This window comes from Lunatibacter salilacus (genome assembly GCF_009797935.1).
GTDB lineage: Bacteria > Bacteroidota > Bacteroidia > Cytophagales > Cyclobacteriaceae > Lunatibacter > Lunatibacter salilacus.
Window position 1 is genome coordinate 145,902 of sequence record NZ_VOLC01000010.1, and the last position, 16,371, is coordinate 162,272.

The following is a 16,371-nucleotide window of genomic DNA, read 5'->3' on the forward strand; positions in this document are numbered from 1 at the left end:
TCCCTCCGGGATTTTTTGACCGTCGATTGTCTATAATTCTCTCGTTTATGATAGTCGAAAAGGGTAATTAACCATCGTCTTATCCTCAGATTTAAACACATTCAAATCTATCTTTTCGACAAAAAACTCGGTATGGGTAAAATTAAATAGATGGTTCTTATCCGCAGTTATCTGCGAGTGATGGAGTTATGATTTAGGAGGTGAAATCTGAAATCATAAATCCGAAATCATAAATCAACTTTCGGTTCTTCCAATTTAAATCTCAGCAACGGTGCCATACGGGCCCGGTTTAGACTTAGCGTTCCATCATCCCCTACTGTATAATTATCTATGGCCTCAAACGCCTTGAAGAGTGCATCCTCAATTTCACTGGTATCCTGACAGAATTTCTGGGTACGGCCCATTTTGTCCAAGTTGATTCGGTTTCCCGCCTTTACCTCACATTCTCCAAAAAAATTATTGCATCCACCAAATCCGGTAACATGGGTACCGTCTTCGTCAAACTCCAAATAAATAGCACGTACTTCCTCAGGCAATTCTCTCCCCATCATTTCCTTCAAAACCCACTTTTTACCTGCCAATGGATTGTCGGATACCTGCTCCGTTTTCCTTAGTTGGTAGTTTTCAGCCAGATTTCCCGTAATCCGGTTACCTTCCAAGTCTAATTGAAAAAGTATATTTTCCCCGACAAGATACTGGTCAGCACCATTTTCGATACCATTTAGTGTGATTTTATTTCCCTGTGCGTTCCAGGAAAAGGTTCCTTCTTGGACAAATGGTTCCTCACTTTTACCTTGGTAGATTGTGGACATGCGATACGTTCTATCTTGGGCCAACTGAATTGTCGTGGCGATTCCTTCACAATCAGCACAGGGCACTATGCCGGTATAGCTTCCCGCCCAATCCAATGATAGCTCGCTGGTATCTCCCGTGGGCAGTGCTGGTGATGATGTGATATTTTTCTGACATCCTAAGGCCAAAAGCAGTGCAAGGCCACCAAACAGGGGGGTAAATATAGTCCGTTTCATAATAATCAATTAGAATTCTCTCATAGTTTCCTATACTGATTTATATCAGAAAGGTTGAGTTTACATTTCTGTTTAAGAAAATTTAAGACATTCTTCCCAAAATCTGTATACGGTGAGAATCTAATTTGATAAAAATAAACAGCAAAATCGTAAAAGCCCAAAGGGATGACCCACCATAACTAAAGAAGGGCAGGGGGATACCCACTACCGGAAACATTCCTACGGTCATGGAGATATTGATAAAAAAATGAAAAAACAAGATGGAAATGACGCCATAGCCATAGACACGGGAAAACCGTGTCTTTTGCCTTTCGGCCAAAAACACGAGCCTAAGTAAGAGGGTGATAAACAAAGCAATCACCACCAGACTACCAATCCAGCCAAACTCTTCTCCGAGGGTGCAGAAAATAAAATCGGTATGTTGCTCCGGAACAAAATCAAATTTGGTCTGGGTGCCTTCCAAATACCCCTTACCCGTGAGGCCTCCAGAACCAATTGCTATTTTGGATTGGGTCACATTCCAGCCGACTCCCAACGGGTCAATATCAGGATCAAACAGTACCATGATTCGATTTTGATGGTGGGGAGGAAGCTTACTCACGACAAAATCAATACTATAAACATAGCCGATCATAAATACCCCCAAAAACGCTAGGGTAACCACTTTCTGCCAATTCTTCTTTCCGATGAAAAAAACAATGACCAAACATACCCCAATCACTCCAACAACGATAAAGTTGTTTTCAATAAGTATAGCCAAAATAGCAAGAAGTATCAGCGTGATTGCCAGCACATAATACCGGTTGGGCATACCCTCCCTGAACAACAAAATAAAGAAGGCACTGTAGACCATTGCCGAACCAAAATCCGGCTGGAATAAAATAAACAATGCCGGTAAACCTATGATTCCCAGCGCTCTCAATTGATACTTCACTTTTGACAAATCGAAGGTATTGGCCTCCATTATTTTGGCAAGGGCCAAGGCAGTAGCAAACTTCGCAAACTCCGCAGGCTGAAGTCGGAAGGCTCCGATTTCAAACCACGCTCTCTGACCGTTAATTTCCTTACCTATTATGGGAGTCAAAATAAGAAGTATTATAAAAAATGCATACAGGACCAAACTCAAATTCTCAAAAAGGCGGTAATCTGCGACCAGAATTAGAATAATCAGCAATACCGCTGTGGCTATCCATACCATTTGTGACCCTGAATTGATCGAAAGGTCGAAGATGCTTTTTGCGTTTTGTTCGTCGTAGACTGCGGCATAGATATTTATCCACCCAAAGAACACAAGGAGAAAATACAGCCCTATGCTGACCCAGTCAATTTTTCGAAAATAAAAATCGCTGTCTCTCACGTCAATAGATAAAATTTCCTTCTAACACATAGGTTTCCAAAGCTGGCCGAGTAATATTCCCTCTAAGATATTTTTCAATCATTAGGCTTGCCGTACTTGCGGCAGCTCTACCACCCCACCCTGCATTTTCCACGTACACCGCTATGGCAATCTGCGGATCCTCTTTTGGGGCAAAAGCAATAAAAACAGAATGGTCTTCACCACTGGGGTTTTGGGCAGTACCTGTTTTGCCAGCAATGGCAATATCCTTGATAATAGCCCGGGCGGCTGTACCTGAAAGGGCCTCGACCATCGCCTCCTGAACTAAATCAAAATAAGCCGGATCCACACCCGTATGGTTTTTAGTTTTAAATTTTTCCGGGATGAGGTTAGGATCTCCGTCTATGGCTTTAATCATATGGGGCACATAATAATGGCCCTTATTTGCAAAAATTGCCGCCAAATTTGCCATTTGTAGTGGGGTTACCAGCATTTCCCCTTGCCCTATGGACAACGAATAAATGGTAGAATATTTCCAGCGGCCATTGCCATATATTTTGTCATATAGTGCGCTAGAGGGGATGGAGCCACCTTTTTCGCCATACATATCGACGCCAAGCTTACCTCCCAGTCCAAACCTCATGACAGATTCCCGCCACTTGTCCAAACCTATTTGGGTATCCCTGTATGTATTGGAGGAAACCTCCTGATTGATCATCATCCGAAATGCCTGATGGTAATAGGGATTGCAGGAGTTTCTAATGGCTCCAAACAAGTTGACAGGATTGGGGTGATTATGACAGGCAACCAAGGAACGATTACAGGAAAGGGTAGTATTTGGGGTGAGGATTCCCTCTTGCAAGCCCACGAGCGACTGCACAACTTTAAATATTGATCCAGGAGGATACATGGCCATGACAGGACGGTTAAAAAGTGGTTTGTTTCCATCGTGGTTCAGCAGTGTAAAATTCTGACCAAACTTGGACCCCGTAAGTTGGTTGGGATCATAGGTCGGTGCGGATATAAAAGAAAGTATCTCGCCGGTTTTGGGTTCAATAGCTACGACAGATCCGCGCTTCCCGGCCAGAAGTCTTTCCCCGTATTGCTGCAACTCCAAATCCAAGGTAGACTGGATATTTTTTCCGGCTATAGAAATGGTATCCAAATCTCCATTTTTGAATTTCCCCTTATCAATTCCCCGTACATTGACCATGCGATAATTCACCCCCTTTCTACCTCTTAGATCCGGCTCGTAATATGCTTCGACGCCGCTAAGCCCTACATAATCTCCCTGCCTGTAGTATTTCGATTCATCCCTTGTAAGCTGGTTTCCGCTGATTTCACCAATATAACCCAAGGCATTCGCCGCACTTGGCTGGGGATATGAGCGAACTGACCGGGTCATTACAAAAATACCCCGATAATCTATCAGATAATCCTGTATCCGAGCAAAGTCTTCGTTAGAGATTTGTTTAATTAAAGGCGAAGGCTTCACCCAAGAGTATTTTTTGGCTGCATTAAAATTTTCGATTAACGCTTCCTTTTTAATGTTAAAAAATTTACAAAAGCTTGCCGTATCCTTCACACTAAACTCACGAGGAATGACCATCAAATCAAAAACAGGGTTGTTGTACACCAACAGCTTGCCATTACGATCATAAACTAGCCCTCTATAAGGATGGTCAACAATTCGTTGAATGGCATTTTTTTCTGCCTTTCGCAAATAAGAATCGTCAGTCACCTGTATCAAGAACAACTTGACCAACAATACCGCTCCCAGCAGGATGATGACAAAACTAATGATTAGGGGACGGTTTGATTCCATTAAATTCCTTTCTTTTTGTTGTAAAACAATAATTGAACAATGGCCGCAAGGACAAAGGTAAATAGTACACTGCTCAACATACGTATAACAATGGAAGGGGAAAAGGATGTTCCCAGAAAATCAAGATAAAAAAAACAAACATGGTGAATTAGTATCAATGGAAAGGTATACCCAGTAGACCACGCCAGCCCCATATTTAATAAAGTAGGGGGTACATTTTCATCATAGCCCCCGCGCGGAGTGTTAACTTTTATCCATGGATTCCTCAAAAAGGCAAGTAAAACCGTACTGGCCACATGCATACCTGGGGTGTCATAAAACATATCCACAGCCAATCCCATAAAAAAACCAAGGAGCATCAGCGGAATGGGCTTAATCTCCAGAGGCAAAAGCAGAATGGCATAGACATATAAAAAGCAAAAGGCATCACCAAACAGTACTAAATCTTTCAGTATAAGAACCTGTATGATAAAATACATGATATAGGCAATACCCAATTTTAATATATTATTGCCCGTCATTCGGAAGAATATTAGTTTCGCTATTCAATGAATCCAGTTCAATACGCATGCTGTTTTCCACCAAATACACATAGGATAGTTTGGAAAAATCAGTGGTAAATTCCAACGTTATATCCAAATAATTGGTCTCTTCCCCCTCGTTGACTTCGTGAATGACCCCTATGTTGATTCCTTCAGGGAAGGTGGCATTGAATCCTGAGGAGACAACCGTATCACCGACTTCAATTTCTACATGGCGGGGAACATATAGGAGTTTTGCCTTTTTGGAATCAACTCCATCCCACCGGGTCGAGGCGATAACTCCGCCACGCTTGATCTTTGAAGAAATCAATAAATCCGTGTGCAACAAAGATATTACGGTCGCAAAATTATTGGATACACCTGTTACCCTTCCAATCACTCCCTGTTCATTGAATACCCCCATTCCCTGCCTGATTCCTTGCTTTCGGCCTTTGTTTATCGTCAGGTAGTTTTGATGGAGGTGGAGAGAGTTATTGATCACCTTTGCCGACCAGAAATCATAGGTATGGGCAAACACTGAGTCTAATTCGAAATAGGTAGTGTCTCCCGATGGGGACAGATTTTCCAACCGTTTTAGAAGCATGGCGTTCTTTTCCGACAGAGCTTCATTGATACTTCCCATGTAAAAATATTCCAGGAAATTTCTCTTAGTATGAAGTATACTGCCGGTCAACTGACCGGAACTGTTTAAGAAAACGGCCCCTTGCCGGGAATTGTAGTTCAGGATCATCCAAGCGGCTATCAATTCCAATACCACAAATAGGATAAACGCACGTATGCTGTATAAGAAGAGAAATATCCGTTGCATTCAATCTTTAAGACATCAAAACGGTTCGGTAAGTGTTGAGGTTTTTCAGTGCCTTCCCAGTACCCCTCACAACTGCTCTCAGTGGATCTTCTGCGATGTGGATAGGCAATTTGGTTTTCTGATGGAGCCTTTTATCCAATCCTTTTAAAAGAGCCCCTCCACCTGTCAGGTGAATGCCATTGTCATAAATATCTGCAGACAGCTCCGGAGGAGCGATTTCCAATGCCTTCAACACAGCCTCTTCAATCTTAGAAACAGACTTGTCAAGAGCAAAAGCAATTTCAGAGTAAGACACCTTAATGACCTTGGGAATGCCAGTCATCAAATCCCTTCCTCTGATTTCATAATCATCTGGCGCATCGTCCAACTCTGTCAGTGCGGAGCCTATCGCAATCTTCACCTTTTCGGCAGACCGCTCTCCAATCAACAGATTGTGCTGCCTACGCATATAGTCAAGTATATCCTTGGTAAAGGTATCCCCTGCCACGCGGATAGACTGATCCGCTACAATTCCGGAAAGTGCAATCAGGGCAATTTCAGTAGTACCTCCCCCAATATCCACAATCATTGACCCCATCGGCTTTTCAATGTCGATGTCAATACCAATAGCGGCAGCTATGGGTTCGAAAATCATATACACCTCTTTGGCACCCGCGTGTTCTGCTGAGTCACGTACCGCACGCTTTTCCACCTCCGTTATGCCCGAAGGTATGCAGATTACCATGCGGTGGGATTGGGGAAAAAGGCCTTTCCTGTGGCCAGGGATCATTTTGATCATTCCCCGGATCATCTGCTCAGCGGCATAGAAATCCGCAATCACCCCGTCCTTTAGCGGCCGGATTGTTTTTATATTTTCATGGGTTTTTTCGTGCATGTTCATGGCTTCTGTACCTACAGCCAGCACCCTATTGGTAGTTTTGTCTATCGCTATGATGGACGGTTCGTCCACTACAATTTTCTCTTTGTGGATAATCAGCGTATTAGCTGTACCTAAATCTATGGCTATATCACTGGAGAAAAAATCAAATAATCCCATGTTCTAAATTTCTTAATAAGGTTAGTAATGATCACTAAAGTTAGCATTAATCAGCGCCAATATTCCTAAGCGTAGCCAAAATTATATCCTAAATTTGGATTTATTTTAGTGATCACTATATTTTTGACTGAAAAAAGGAAAGGGCCCAAAAACACCCTCGCTTTATATCCCCTATTGAACGGATGAGGCAACCTATTAAGTATACCCCTTATTCTAAATTCTAATGTTTGAAATGTCGGACGCCCGTCATCACCATACTCATACCGTTTGCATCACAATAGTCTATGCTGTCTTGATCCTTAATTGACCCTCCCGGCTGAACTACAGCACTTATCCCCGCCTTGCCTGCTATTTCCACACAATCAGGAAAAGGAAAAAACGCATCGGACGCCATAACGGCCCCCTTTAAGTCGAATCCAAAGGCCTGAGCTTTTTCAATAGCCTGCATGAGTGCGTCCACGCGGGAAGTCTGCCCAACGCCACTTGAAAACAGTTGGTCTCTATTGCTTAGTACGATGGTGTTGGACTTCGTGTGTTTGCACACCTTCAACGCAAATTCCAAAGCTACCATTTCATCCGAGGTTGGGGACTTTTTGGTGGCCACTGTAAACTGATCCTTGGTTTCAGTTTTCAAATCAAAATCTTGGGAAACGAATCCATTTAAAAGGGTCTTGATTTGCCGTGTGGCCGAAATTTTTCTTTTTTGCTTTAATAGAATTCTGTTTTTCTTTGATTTCAGCATCTCCAATGCATCCTCAGTAAATTCCGGCGCAATCAAAACTTCAAAGAACAACCCTTTCATAGCCTCTGCGGCAGATAAACCAACAGGCTTATTGGTAATCAAAACTCCTCCGAATGCTGAAATGGTATCCGCCGCAAATGCTTTTTCATAAGCCGCTGCGACTGAATCGGCTACCGCCACCCCACAAGCATTCGTATGCTTAAGAATGGCAAAGGCCGTTTGCCCGTCAAACTCTGCAATGAGAGATACCGCAGCATCTACATCTACTAAGTTGTTGTAAGAAAGCTCCTTCCCATTTAATTGATCAAAGATTTCAGTTAAATCTCCGAAGAACGCCGCCTGTTGGTGGGGGTTTTCTCCATAACGAAGCGTCTTAGCCTGTGTTTCGCTGATTTTTAATGCCGGGATTTGCTCCGTTTCATTAAAATAGTTAAAAATATGGGAGTCATAGTGAGAGGAAACTTTAAACGCCTGTGCGGCAAAATACCTCCTGTCGTCCAGCGTGGTGCCCCCATCATTCGTTTCCAACCTCGTTTGCAGGTCAGCATATTGGTCCTTTGAGGCTACGATAACGACATCTTTAAAATTTTTAGCCGCTGCCCGAATCAGCGAAATACCTCCAATATCTATTTTCTCTATCACTTCCCCTTCTGAAGCTCCAGAAGCGACAGTCTCTTCAAAGGGATACAAATCAACGATTACCAAATCGATGGCCGGGATTTCATAGGTTGTTGCTTGATCTACATCACCAGCGAGGTCCCTTCTATATAGGATTCCCCCGAATACTTTGGGATGTAGCGTTTTGACCCGCCCTCCAAATATCGAAGGGTAGCCTGTAAGTTCCTCCACTGGAATTACTGAAGCCCCTTGCCGCTCGATAAAGGCCTGTGTCCCCCCTGTAGAATAGATTTGAACCCCCTGCGCTTTCAACAAAGAAATTATCGGTTCAAGGTTATCTTTATAAAATACAGAAATTAGGGCAGATTTTATCTTCTTTACACTCATAATGCTAGTCTAGGATTGTTTTTAGCAACTTTTTTTTTAGAAGCGCAAAGGTAGGAAAACCAGCCCATTAAATCAGGCTTTCAATGACTTTTGGATAGTATTTATGCTCCAATACATGAACTTTTTCTGCAATCTGTTCCGGTGTATCCGATTCATCTATGGGAACTTCCTGTTGAAATATAATTTTTCCCTCGTCGTAATTTTCATTTACCCAGTGAATGGTAATCCCCGTCACCTTCTCACCAGCATCCTTTACAGCCTGATGGACGCGGTTGCCATACATCCCTTTACCCCCGAATTTGGGTAACAAAGCCGGGTGAATATTCACAATAGCATTGGGGAATCCCTGAATGATACTTTCAGGTACCCTAAGTAAAAATCCCGCCAAGATGATCATGTCAATCCCTTTGAGCAAAAGAAAAGCATTTACCGAACCATTTTCAAACTCTTTCTTATCAAAAGTAAAATGGGCAATTCCATGATTTTCAGCCCGTTCCAACACATAGGCTTGAGGATTGTTTGATCCTACCAAGGCAATTTTGGCTTTCGTTACCATTTTAAAATGTAGTATTATGGCTTCCGCATTGGTTCCGTTGCCGGAGGCTAGGATCGCTATTTTTTTCACCTTCAATTTAGAGTTAGATTGTAAAATTAAACAAAATGTTAAAAAAACCGGGCTGAAACGCTGTTTTTTGAAATATTCACTTCCGGTTGGTTGAGTCGGGTTGCCGAATTTCAAACAAATGCCATACTTACTGCACCGGTAAGCATTATTATTTTTGCCATACGGCTCAATCGGGTAAATTGCGTTTTTCTATCAGCGATATATAACCTATAAAGAAAGAAGACAAAAAGCACACCTAGCAGGCCAAAATATATAAATAGGGCGGGGTCATTGATTTTTACCGTCACCACTAGGATGGACAACACGAACAACGCAGCAACACTAAAAATAATTTTCTTGGTATTTCTAAACCCCACGACTATCGGAAGCGTCCTGCAGCCATGTTTCCTATCCCCAGGCCGATCTTCTATATCTTTGATGATCTCACGGATGAGATTAATGAAAAATGCAAAAATGGAATAGGTCAGTATGAGCATCTGTGCGTCTTGATAATAATACCCCACAATCCAAATCGACAGACCAGTAAGACCCGCAACAGTCAGGTTCCCAATAAAAGGGAGACGCTTTAAGGAGTTGCTGTAAAGCCATAAAAGAAATGCGGCAAGGAAATTAATCACTCCTATTCGTGGATGTATTAGGTACCCTAAAGCTATTCCAACTACGTTCAGAAATGTATGTAAAATCATCACCATTCTCCGCTTCATTCCCCTTCCAATAACAACTTCATTGGGCCTATTGACATAGTCAATCTTAACATCATAATAATCATTTATCATATACCCTGACGCCGTGAGGATTACTGTAGAGATTATTAATAAATAGAGGTTCCAGTCTTGTAATACGGGAATACCTTCTCTCGAGGTCTCTATCAAAAAATAGGCCGTCAGCAATTGAACAAATGCCACCATGAGTAAATTATTCAGTCGGATGATCTTCACAAACGCCTGAAAAGTAAATATCGGTGAGGACTCCGGTTGGTTCATTAAACAAAACTACAACAAAGTCGTCTATGAAATGGGGGAATTCTAAGTTATTTTAAAAATAAGGCTCTTTTCTCTTAACTTTTTGACAATCAACTAATAATCGACTATTTTAAAACCACAATTTGGTAAAATGATGATATGAAATGTTTAATCGGTTACATTTAAAACACGATTCCATCTTCTACTTTATATTTAGCGGGAAAATTTCTTTTGGTTTCCTTAAGCTGTTCCCTGAGATTGGTCTCTATGGTAAGACTCAGGGATGTCATCGGTGTATCTTCAAGTCGGTTTTCAAACGGATCCTCCGTTCGTTCACCGATCAGGTCTAACGCCGAAAACACAAATGAAACCACTAACGACACCGGTATTGTCTTCCATCCCAAATCCGAAATAAAAACCATGGGAAGTAAGGTGCAATGAATTAAAACAAAAACCCGAGAAAGATAAGTGTACTGCCTGGGCAAAGGGGTATTTTTAATCCGCTCACTCATGCCTTGGATATCATTAAAATCTACTAGTGTCTCCTCCATTTTTACAAATCGGTAATCCGATAGCCAGCCTTTCTGAAAGGCCATTTTCAGATCTTCACCTTGTTTTTGCAAAAGGTAATTCGGCGGGTTGTCTTTAATGACCATTTCCTGATATTCTTCTATAGATAAAAATGATTTGGTGTCCTTGTAGGTATTCTCATCTTCATACAATTCTGTAACGGCCGTTTCATTGTAAGCCAGTTTTCTCCGTAGGAAAACCCGTAATGAATTGACAAATGCCAGGTGTCTGTAAACCATGGCCTCCTGCAGCTTCTCTACCTCACCCGGATTCTCCCCGTCAGGGGGAATAATCATCGTAGTTACTTGCCGTGTCCAAGCCCTACTGTAATTGACCATTAGTCCCCATATTTTCCTGGCCTCCCACCACCTTTCATAGGCGTGCGTATTCTTGAACCCCAAAAAAATGGCCAAAGCTGTTCCCAACGCCGCTATAGTATAGGAGGGGATGGCAAAATAAACAATATCATATATATCATGTAATAAAAAAATAAGGGTTGACAATATTACATAATACAACAACTGCTTCCACATATAGTGGAGTAGTAAACTCATTTTTAAATTTCTTCTGACGATCATAGATATTAACTTATTCGCTTAAATGTAAGGCTCTTTTTCTAAAAACTATAACGTAAATCTATTCGCAAAATCGGAGCCATTTAAAATCCCTTTCTCACTTACTCAAAAATGTAGCATGTAATCTTTCAATAGGTTCCGATAAGCAGCTGAAAACTCACCATCATTGTCTTTTATCACAAGTTCGTTGGCCTCGAAAGTTTTTTCTGTGCGCTTACTTTTCCCAAAGGCCTGAATAACACGCAATACAGGCTTTTGCCGGGAATCTTTGATTGTTATTCTCTTAAAAACCACGAAACCCTCATTTTTGGCGATCAACTCAAATTCACACATTTGCCTTTCAGGTAAAATCACCCATAACTCCCCGTCTTCTTCTAAAAGTTTGTCCACACCGACAAGAAGTTCAAGAAAAGTCAACGTCCCCTGATGCAAGGCTTGGTTTCTGCGGAAGTCTTCCGAAAGGAGATGATTGGGATAGTACGGAGGATTGCTGACGATAAGATCGAACCGGACTCCACGATTTTGATACTCCTGTAAAGACGAATCGATAACGGTGACCTGATTTACCCAGGGAGAATTCCGTATATTTTCAGCAGCTTGAACACAGGCTTTTCTATCTATTTCCAACGCGAAAATTTCCGCCTCCGGATACCGCTGAGCCAGCATGAGCGCAATCACTCCCGTTCCGGTACCAATGTCCAAAATAGTATTATGAGCCATAGATCCAGAGGATGCCCCAAGCACCACCGCATCCGTACTGACTTTCATCGCACTGTTTCCCTGCTCGATCCTAAACTGTTTGAACTGAAAATAAGAATTACCCATGTTCAGAACATTCGGTTATTAGACTGTGCTTGTTCATAGCCCACATCAGCGGGGAGGGAAGAACTCTCGGCGGCTGCCACGGCAAGTTGATCACAGCGTTCGTTTTCCCTGTTGCCGGCATGTCCTTTTACCCAACGAAAAGTGGGTTTATATTTCAAGTGAAGGGGTATATAACGCTTCCACAGGTCCACATTTTTTTTGTCTTTAAAACCTTTCTTTTGCCAATTCCAAATCCACCCTTTCTGAACTGCATCGACTACGTACTTACTATCTGAAACGATAGTCACTGGAATCCCTTCTGCTTTCAACGCCTCCAAGCCTTTAATTACCGCCAAAAGTTCCATCCGGTTATTGGTCGTCAGTCGAAATCCTTCCGACAGTTCCTTTCTCAAGTCCCTAAACAACAAAACAGTCCCGTATCCCCCATTACCTGGATTTCCCTTGGCAGCTCCATCTGTATAAATAGTAATCATGTGTCAAAAGTAAAGAAAAACAAGCAAATCATTTCTAATTTGGACGTATAGATACTACCGGTGCTTACCCAACAAAAACATTGGATTTGAAAATTTTTATGGCAATAGATAAAAGGATAATTCCAAAAATTCGTCTGAGCACATCCAACCCTGTTTGTCCCAATTTCCTTTCCAGCCAGTTGGTGCTTTTCAATACAATATAAATAATGATGAGATTCAACACGATACCAACACCTATATTCAGTTGGGAATATTCCGACTTCAATGTCAAAATCGTGGTGAGCGTACCCGCGCCGGCAATTAGAGGAAATGCTATCGGCACAATGGAGGTACTGGTTGAACTCGCAGCTGGATCCGGCTTGAAGATCTCTATGCCCAGTATCATCTCTGCACCTAAAGCGAAAATAATGAGGGCACCCGCAATGGCAAAATCCTCCACACCAATGCCGAATAAATTCAGTATTGATTTTCCCAAAAGTAAGAAAAGCACCATCAGTATCCCCGCAGCGATGGTTGCCTTCTCAGATTGGATATGCCCAACTTTCTTTCGTAGATTTATTATTATGGGTATAGAACCCAAAATATCGATCACCGAAAACAGGATGAGTGTAACGGATAGAATCTCCTTAAGATTAAACATTTCTAGCATGATGTCACATAATTAACTAGAATAGTTCGAAAAGCTGAGAATATAAAAGATGGCAGATTTAACACTCAGCGTTCCTTATATTAATACGCCTTTAGAAACTCCAACAAGCGCTCAAACTCCCCATCCGTAATGGCCGGGAAATTGGCGATCCGAAAACTAGTAGGCTTGAGTGGTCCATATCCACCACCCAATGTCATCCCTTTTTCCTCGGCGGCTCTTTTTATTTCCTTAATAAACCCCTCTTCTCCAGAAACTCCCAAAACGGTCCTGCTGCGGCATGCCGGATTGGTTACCAAGAAGTCCAATGACTCCGAGGCGGCAACCACTTCCTCAAGTTGCTTCATGCGCTGCTCAGTTTTTTCTTGGACCAGTTCGATAGCCGGCATATCCTCCAAAATCCTCATCAACAGATATATTCCCAATACATTGGGGGTATAATGGGTCTGAAAGTTAGCGGCATTTTCAAGCATAAAACTCAGACTGTTGTACCTCCCCTGCTCTCCTTTGGCCGCTACTTTTTTTATCGCCTTTGGAGAAAGCACTAAAACCCCCAATCCTGCAGGCAATCCGAAACATTTCTGAACAGATGCATACCAAATATCCGCAAGTGAAAAGTCAAGGTAAATCCCTGCCATGGAAGAAGTCGTATCTACGGCCAGCATCTTTTCCGGATAGGCGGCACCTAGTGCTTTCAGAAAACTATTTTTCACCTGAGTAGCATTCGAGGTTTCGTTTTGGGTAATAGCAATCAGGTCCACCTCCGCTGGAATTTCCAGATTTTTCAGATCTATTTCTTGGTTTTTATCCAATACGTACCCCTTGGTTTCTGGAATAATATGCTGGGCAAACCCAAACCACTTTTTCCCAAACGAACCGGAGTAAATGTGAAAGGAAGAATGCTGCACTATAGATTGGGTGATTATTTCCCAATTTTCGGTAGCGCTGGACGTAAAGAGGAGTCGGTAATCTTCAGGGACTGAAAGCTTCTCCTTAAACAACCGCTCCGTCTCCCGGTACATGTCCATAAATACCCCACTTCTGTGATTAGCACTTAGGATACCCTGTTGATAAGCATCGTTAAAATATTCGGGAAGGCTATCAAATACTTTAGATGGGCCGGGAGCAAATGTGATCTTTGCCATGAAAATTTCTATTTGTTTTTTGATATGAAATATTGAATGCCCAAATCGTAGCCGTCCAGACCTAAACCCGCAATCATTCCGATACATTCCTTGGAGATGATACTTTTGTGACGAAATTCCTCTCGCTTGTAGATATTAGATATATGAACCTCGATCACAGGTGTATTAACACCCGCGATGGCATCTGAAACCGCAACAGACGTGTGGGTATACGCACCGGCATTCAACAAAATACCGTCATAGGAAAATCCTACTTCGTGGATTTTGTTAACCAACTCTCCCTCCACGTTGTTTTGATAATATTCAAGTGTATGTGACGGGTATTTTTTAACCAGCGTTTCAAAAAATTCCTCAAAAGAAAGACTTCCGTAAATCTCAGGCTCTCTTTTACCTAGAAGATTAAGGTTTGGTCCGTTGATAATGATTATTTTCAATGGTTAGGTGCTTTATAAATGGAATAATATTTTCCTCAAAGTTACGGATAAGAAAAAGAAGTCAAGGAATTATGAAGTTCTTTTTTCTTACCCCACCTACGATTTTTACTGACATACCACCTGCCTCAATATGCATCACTTTTAAGCTCTTCCAACCGTTTGAATGCTTCAAAAAATTGGATTTTAAATGTTAGTACCTTCTCCCCACGCAAAATTCCGTAGTTCAATTCCTCATAAAGGAGATTCTGAAAAGCACCATTAACCAATTCATTGTCCTCTTTTCCCCTTTTTACAAAGACACCTGCATAATCCAAATTTTCAAACTGATCTAATCTAGGCCAAAGGTCGAATTGGTTTTTCCTGCGCCCGAGGTTTGGATTGAATGTCTGTGGATTTCCCTGCATATAAAAAGCCAACTCCGCCGCTATATGGTACGAATCGCTAAACACAAAGTGATTTCCAATCTCGAGTGAATCGAGAAGGAAGTCTACCCGTTCTCCAAGTTCCCTGTATCCTGCCATTCTAAAAAAGGGGTCTTTCTGTGGTTTCAGTACCTTTTTGAACCCAATAGCGTCTAGCGGAGCAGGATACATAATTCCTGCCAACAGAAGACCGGATATGCCAATCGCCATATATGTATATCGCTTCCAGCGCTCATTTACAGAAACAGCATAAGCCATCGCTATCGGAAGGGTAACATAGGAAAAGGCGGGCCAGTTTACTTCTACCCGCTTCACTAGGGAAACACCTATGAACATCAACCAAATGAGTATAGCAGGCATTAATAAAAATAACAGCTCCTTTTCCCAGTATGCTGCCCACCTTATAAAAGATAAAATTAATAAGGGGAGGAAAAATAGGGAAATCACTGCCATCTGACCGCCCAGATATTCTCCTGAGAATCTTAATGCAGCAGTCCAGTCAAATCCTCCGATCCCGATGATGCCTCCCAAGGTTCCCAGATGCCTAAAGGTCACAAAATCGTTCTTGAAATTCCACATAACTATAGGAATGATGGATAGGGAGGAAACTAAACTAAAAAGATAAAAGTCCCTTTTAAGCAAAAGTTTGGGCTGGGTGATGAGTAAATACAGGAAGATCAAAGGCAAAATCAATACCATGACATTCTTTGACAAAATTCCTCCAAAAGTCGCCAAACCGGCATAGATCCAGTATCTTGTCTTGGACTCCTGTATTGCTTTCCATGCCAGATACATCGTAAAAACCCAGAAGAACACCAAGGAGGAATCGGTAGTATGAAAAACTGAAGCCAGATGAAAAAAAGGCATTACGAGTACCATAACAGCAGCCATTAACGCATAGAAAGGTTTACCAAACATGTACAGAAATAGCTTAAATACCAAAACGGCTGCCAGACCTGTGAAAATCCATGCACTGAATCGAACAGCTATTTCAGTGTCGCCAAAAAACATGGTACCTATTTTGTTATAAACTGCTATCATGAGGGGTTTGGAGTAATAATTCCAGTCAAGATGCTTGGACCAAAGCCAATACTGGGTCTCCTCCGAAAACAGGCTAACCGGACTCATTACAGTGAAAGCAAGTTTAAAACCTGAAACAACGACCAGAATAAGGATCAGCAGGTATTTACATCGCTTTTCTGAATAAAAATCGATCATGACGAAATAATATTAAATATTACTGTCGTCCGACTAAAATACGAAAATTATTTAAAAGCCCCCTCATTGATTTTGCGATATTCTTAGATTAAATTATTTCGAGTCTTCTCGATCTCGGCCGACAGTAGTTATAATTAGAAAATTGATTTTCAGA

Annotated in this window: 16 protein-coding genes; all 16 read right to left on the minus strand. The window is 41.8% G+C overall.

The genetic code is table 11. From position 1 onward, the window contains the following. Window positions 1-227: 227 nt before the first annotated feature. Window positions 228-1,028: a copper resistance protein NlpE N-terminal domain-containing protein gene (locus tag FQ608_RS14825; RefSeq protein WP_158859013.1), complete on the minus strand. Its 801-nt coding sequence runs from the start codon at window positions 1,026-1,028 to the stop codon at window positions 228-230. Between the two features lie 82 nt (window positions 1,029-1,110). After that, on the minus strand, window positions 1,111-2,385 hold the full coding sequence (gene rodA / locus FQ608_RS14830) for a rod shape-determining protein RodA (RefSeq protein ID WP_158859014.1): 1,275 nt from the start codon (window positions 2,383-2,385) through the stop codon (window positions 1,111-1,113). A 1-nt stretch (window position 2,386) separates the two neighbouring features. After that, a complete protein-coding gene (gene mrdA / locus FQ608_RS14835) occupies window positions 2,387-4,189 on the minus strand; it encodes a penicillin-binding protein 2 (protein ID WP_158859015.1) in 1,803 nt (600 codons plus the stop codon). Further along, entirely contained in the window at window positions 4,189-4,710 is a 522-nt protein-coding gene (locus FQ608_RS14840; protein ID WP_158859016.1) for a rod shape-determining protein MreD, read from the minus strand. The genes mrdA and FQ608_RS14840 overlap by 1 nt, the downstream gene beginning before the upstream one ends. Then, window positions 4,697-5,539 (minus strand): rod shape-determining protein MreC, encoded by an 843-nt coding sequence (mreC, locus tag FQ608_RS14845; RefSeq protein ID WP_158859017.1) that lies wholly within the window; start codon window positions 5,537-5,539, stop codon window positions 4,697-4,699. The genes FQ608_RS14840 and mreC overlap by 14 nt, the downstream gene beginning before the upstream one ends. 7 nt (window positions 5,540-5,546) lie before the next feature. Beyond that, complete coding sequence (locus tag FQ608_RS14850; protein WP_158859018.1) at window positions 5,547-6,575, minus strand: rod shape-determining protein; 1,029 nt, start codon at window positions 6,573-6,575, stop codon at window positions 5,547-5,549. A 220-nt stretch (window positions 6,576-6,795) separates the two neighbouring features. Beyond that, complete coding sequence (gene purH, locus FQ608_RS14855) at window positions 6,796-8,322, minus strand: bifunctional phosphoribosylaminoimidazolecarboxamide formyltransferase/IMP cyclohydrolase (protein ID WP_158859019.1); 1,527 nt, start codon at window positions 8,320-8,322, stop codon at window positions 6,796-6,798. Between the two features lie 67 nt (window positions 8,323-8,389). Next, the gene (gene purN / locus FQ608_RS14860) at window positions 8,390-8,947 is read right to left on the minus strand and encodes a phosphoribosylglycinamide formyltransferase (protein WP_158859020.1); all 558 of its coding nucleotides are present in this window, start codon (window positions 8,945-8,947) and stop codon (window positions 8,390-8,392) included. Between the two features lie 110 nt (window positions 8,948-9,057). Beyond that, a complete protein-coding gene (locus FQ608_RS14865) occupies window positions 9,058-9,930 on the minus strand; it encodes a geranylgeranylglycerol-phosphate geranylgeranyltransferase (RefSeq protein ID WP_158859021.1) in 873 nt (290 codons plus the stop codon). A 161-nt stretch (window positions 9,931-10,091) separates the two neighbouring features. Further along, window positions 10,092-11,033: a bestrophin family protein gene (locus FQ608_RS14870; RefSeq protein WP_234364219.1), complete on the minus strand. Its 942-nt coding sequence runs from the start codon at window positions 11,031-11,033 to the stop codon at window positions 10,092-10,094. Window positions 11,034-11,159: 126 nt separating this feature from the next. Further along, complete coding sequence (locus FQ608_RS14875; protein ID WP_158859023.1) at window positions 11,160-11,879, minus strand: tRNA1(Val) (adenine(37)-N6)-methyltransferase; 720 nt, start codon at window positions 11,877-11,879, stop codon at window positions 11,160-11,162. Between the two features lie 2 nt (window positions 11,880-11,881). After that, a complete protein-coding gene (gene rnhA, locus FQ608_RS14880) occupies window positions 11,882-12,352 on the minus strand; it encodes a ribonuclease HI (RefSeq protein ID WP_158859024.1) in 471 nt (156 codons plus the stop codon). A 64-nt stretch (window positions 12,353-12,416) separates the two neighbouring features. Continuing rightward, entirely contained in the window at window positions 12,417-12,992 is a 576-nt protein-coding gene (locus tag FQ608_RS14885; protein WP_158859099.1) for a MarC family protein, read from the minus strand. 89 nt (window positions 12,993-13,081) lie between these two features. Then, window positions 13,082-14,143: an aminotransferase class V-fold PLP-dependent enzyme gene (locus FQ608_RS14890; protein WP_158859025.1), complete on the minus strand. Its 1,062-nt coding sequence runs from the start codon at window positions 14,141-14,143 to the stop codon at window positions 13,082-13,084. Between the two features lie 8 nt (window positions 14,144-14,151). Then, window positions 14,152-14,577 carry a type II 3-dehydroquinate dehydratase gene (gene aroQ / locus FQ608_RS14895; RefSeq protein ID WP_158859026.1) on the minus strand — a complete coding sequence of 142 codons (426 nt, stop codon included), beginning with the start codon at window positions 14,575-14,577 and terminating at the stop codon, window positions 14,152-14,154. Window positions 14,578-14,702: 125 nt separating this feature from the next. Further along, window positions 14,703-16,217 carry an ArnT family glycosyltransferase gene (locus FQ608_RS14900; protein ID WP_158859027.1) on the minus strand — a complete coding sequence of 505 codons (1,515 nt, stop codon included), beginning with the start codon at window positions 16,215-16,217 and terminating at the stop codon, window positions 14,703-14,705. Window positions 16,218-16,371 lie beyond the last annotated feature (154 nt).

Coding starts and splice junctions, on each gene's coding strand:
- FQ608_RS14825 (WP_158859013.1), bottom strand. CDS start 1,028: ATGAAACGGACTATATTTACCCCCCTGTTTGGTGGCCTTGCACTGCTT.
- mrdA (WP_158859015.1), bottom strand. CDS start 4,189: ATGGAATCAAACCGTCCCCTAATCATTAGTTTTGTCATCATCCTGCTG.
- FQ608_RS14840 (WP_158859016.1), bottom strand. CDS start 4,710: ATGACGGGCAATAATATATTAAAATTGGGTATTGCCTATATCATGTAT.
- mreC (WP_158859017.1), bottom strand. CDS start 5,539: ATGCAACGGATATTTCTCTTCTTATACAGCATACGTGCGTTTATCCTA.
- FQ608_RS14850 (WP_158859018.1), bottom strand. CDS start 6,575: ATGGGATTATTTGATTTTTTCTCCAGTGATATAGCCATAGATTTAGGT.
- purH (WP_158859019.1), bottom strand. CDS start 8,322: ATGAGTGTAAAGAAGATAAAATCTGCCCTAATTTCTGTATTTTATAAA.
- FQ608_RS14865 (WP_158859021.1), bottom strand. CDS start 9,930: ATGAACCAACCGGAGTCCTCACCGATATTTACTTTTCAGGCGTTTGTG.
- FQ608_RS14870 (WP_234364219.1), bottom strand. CDS start 11,033: ATGAGTTTACTACTCCACTATATGTGGAAGCAGTTGTTGTATTATGTA.
- FQ608_RS14875 (WP_158859023.1), bottom strand. CDS start 11,879: ATGGGTAATTCTTATTTTCAGTTCAAACAGTTTAGGATCGAGCAGGGA.
- rnhA (WP_158859024.1), bottom strand. CDS start 12,352: ATGATTACTATTTATACAGATGGAGCTGCCAAGGGAAATCCAGGTAAT.
- FQ608_RS14885 (WP_158859099.1), bottom strand. CDS start 12,992: ATGTTTAATCTTAAGGAGATTCTATCCGTTACACTCATCCTGTTTTCG.
- FQ608_RS14890 (WP_158859025.1), bottom strand. CDS start 14,143: ATGGCAAAGATCACATTTGCTCCCGGCCCATCTAAAGTATTTGATAGC.
- FQ608_RS14900 (WP_158859027.1), bottom strand. CDS start 16,217: ATGATCGATTTTTATTCAGAAAAGCGATGTAAATACCTGCTGATCCTT.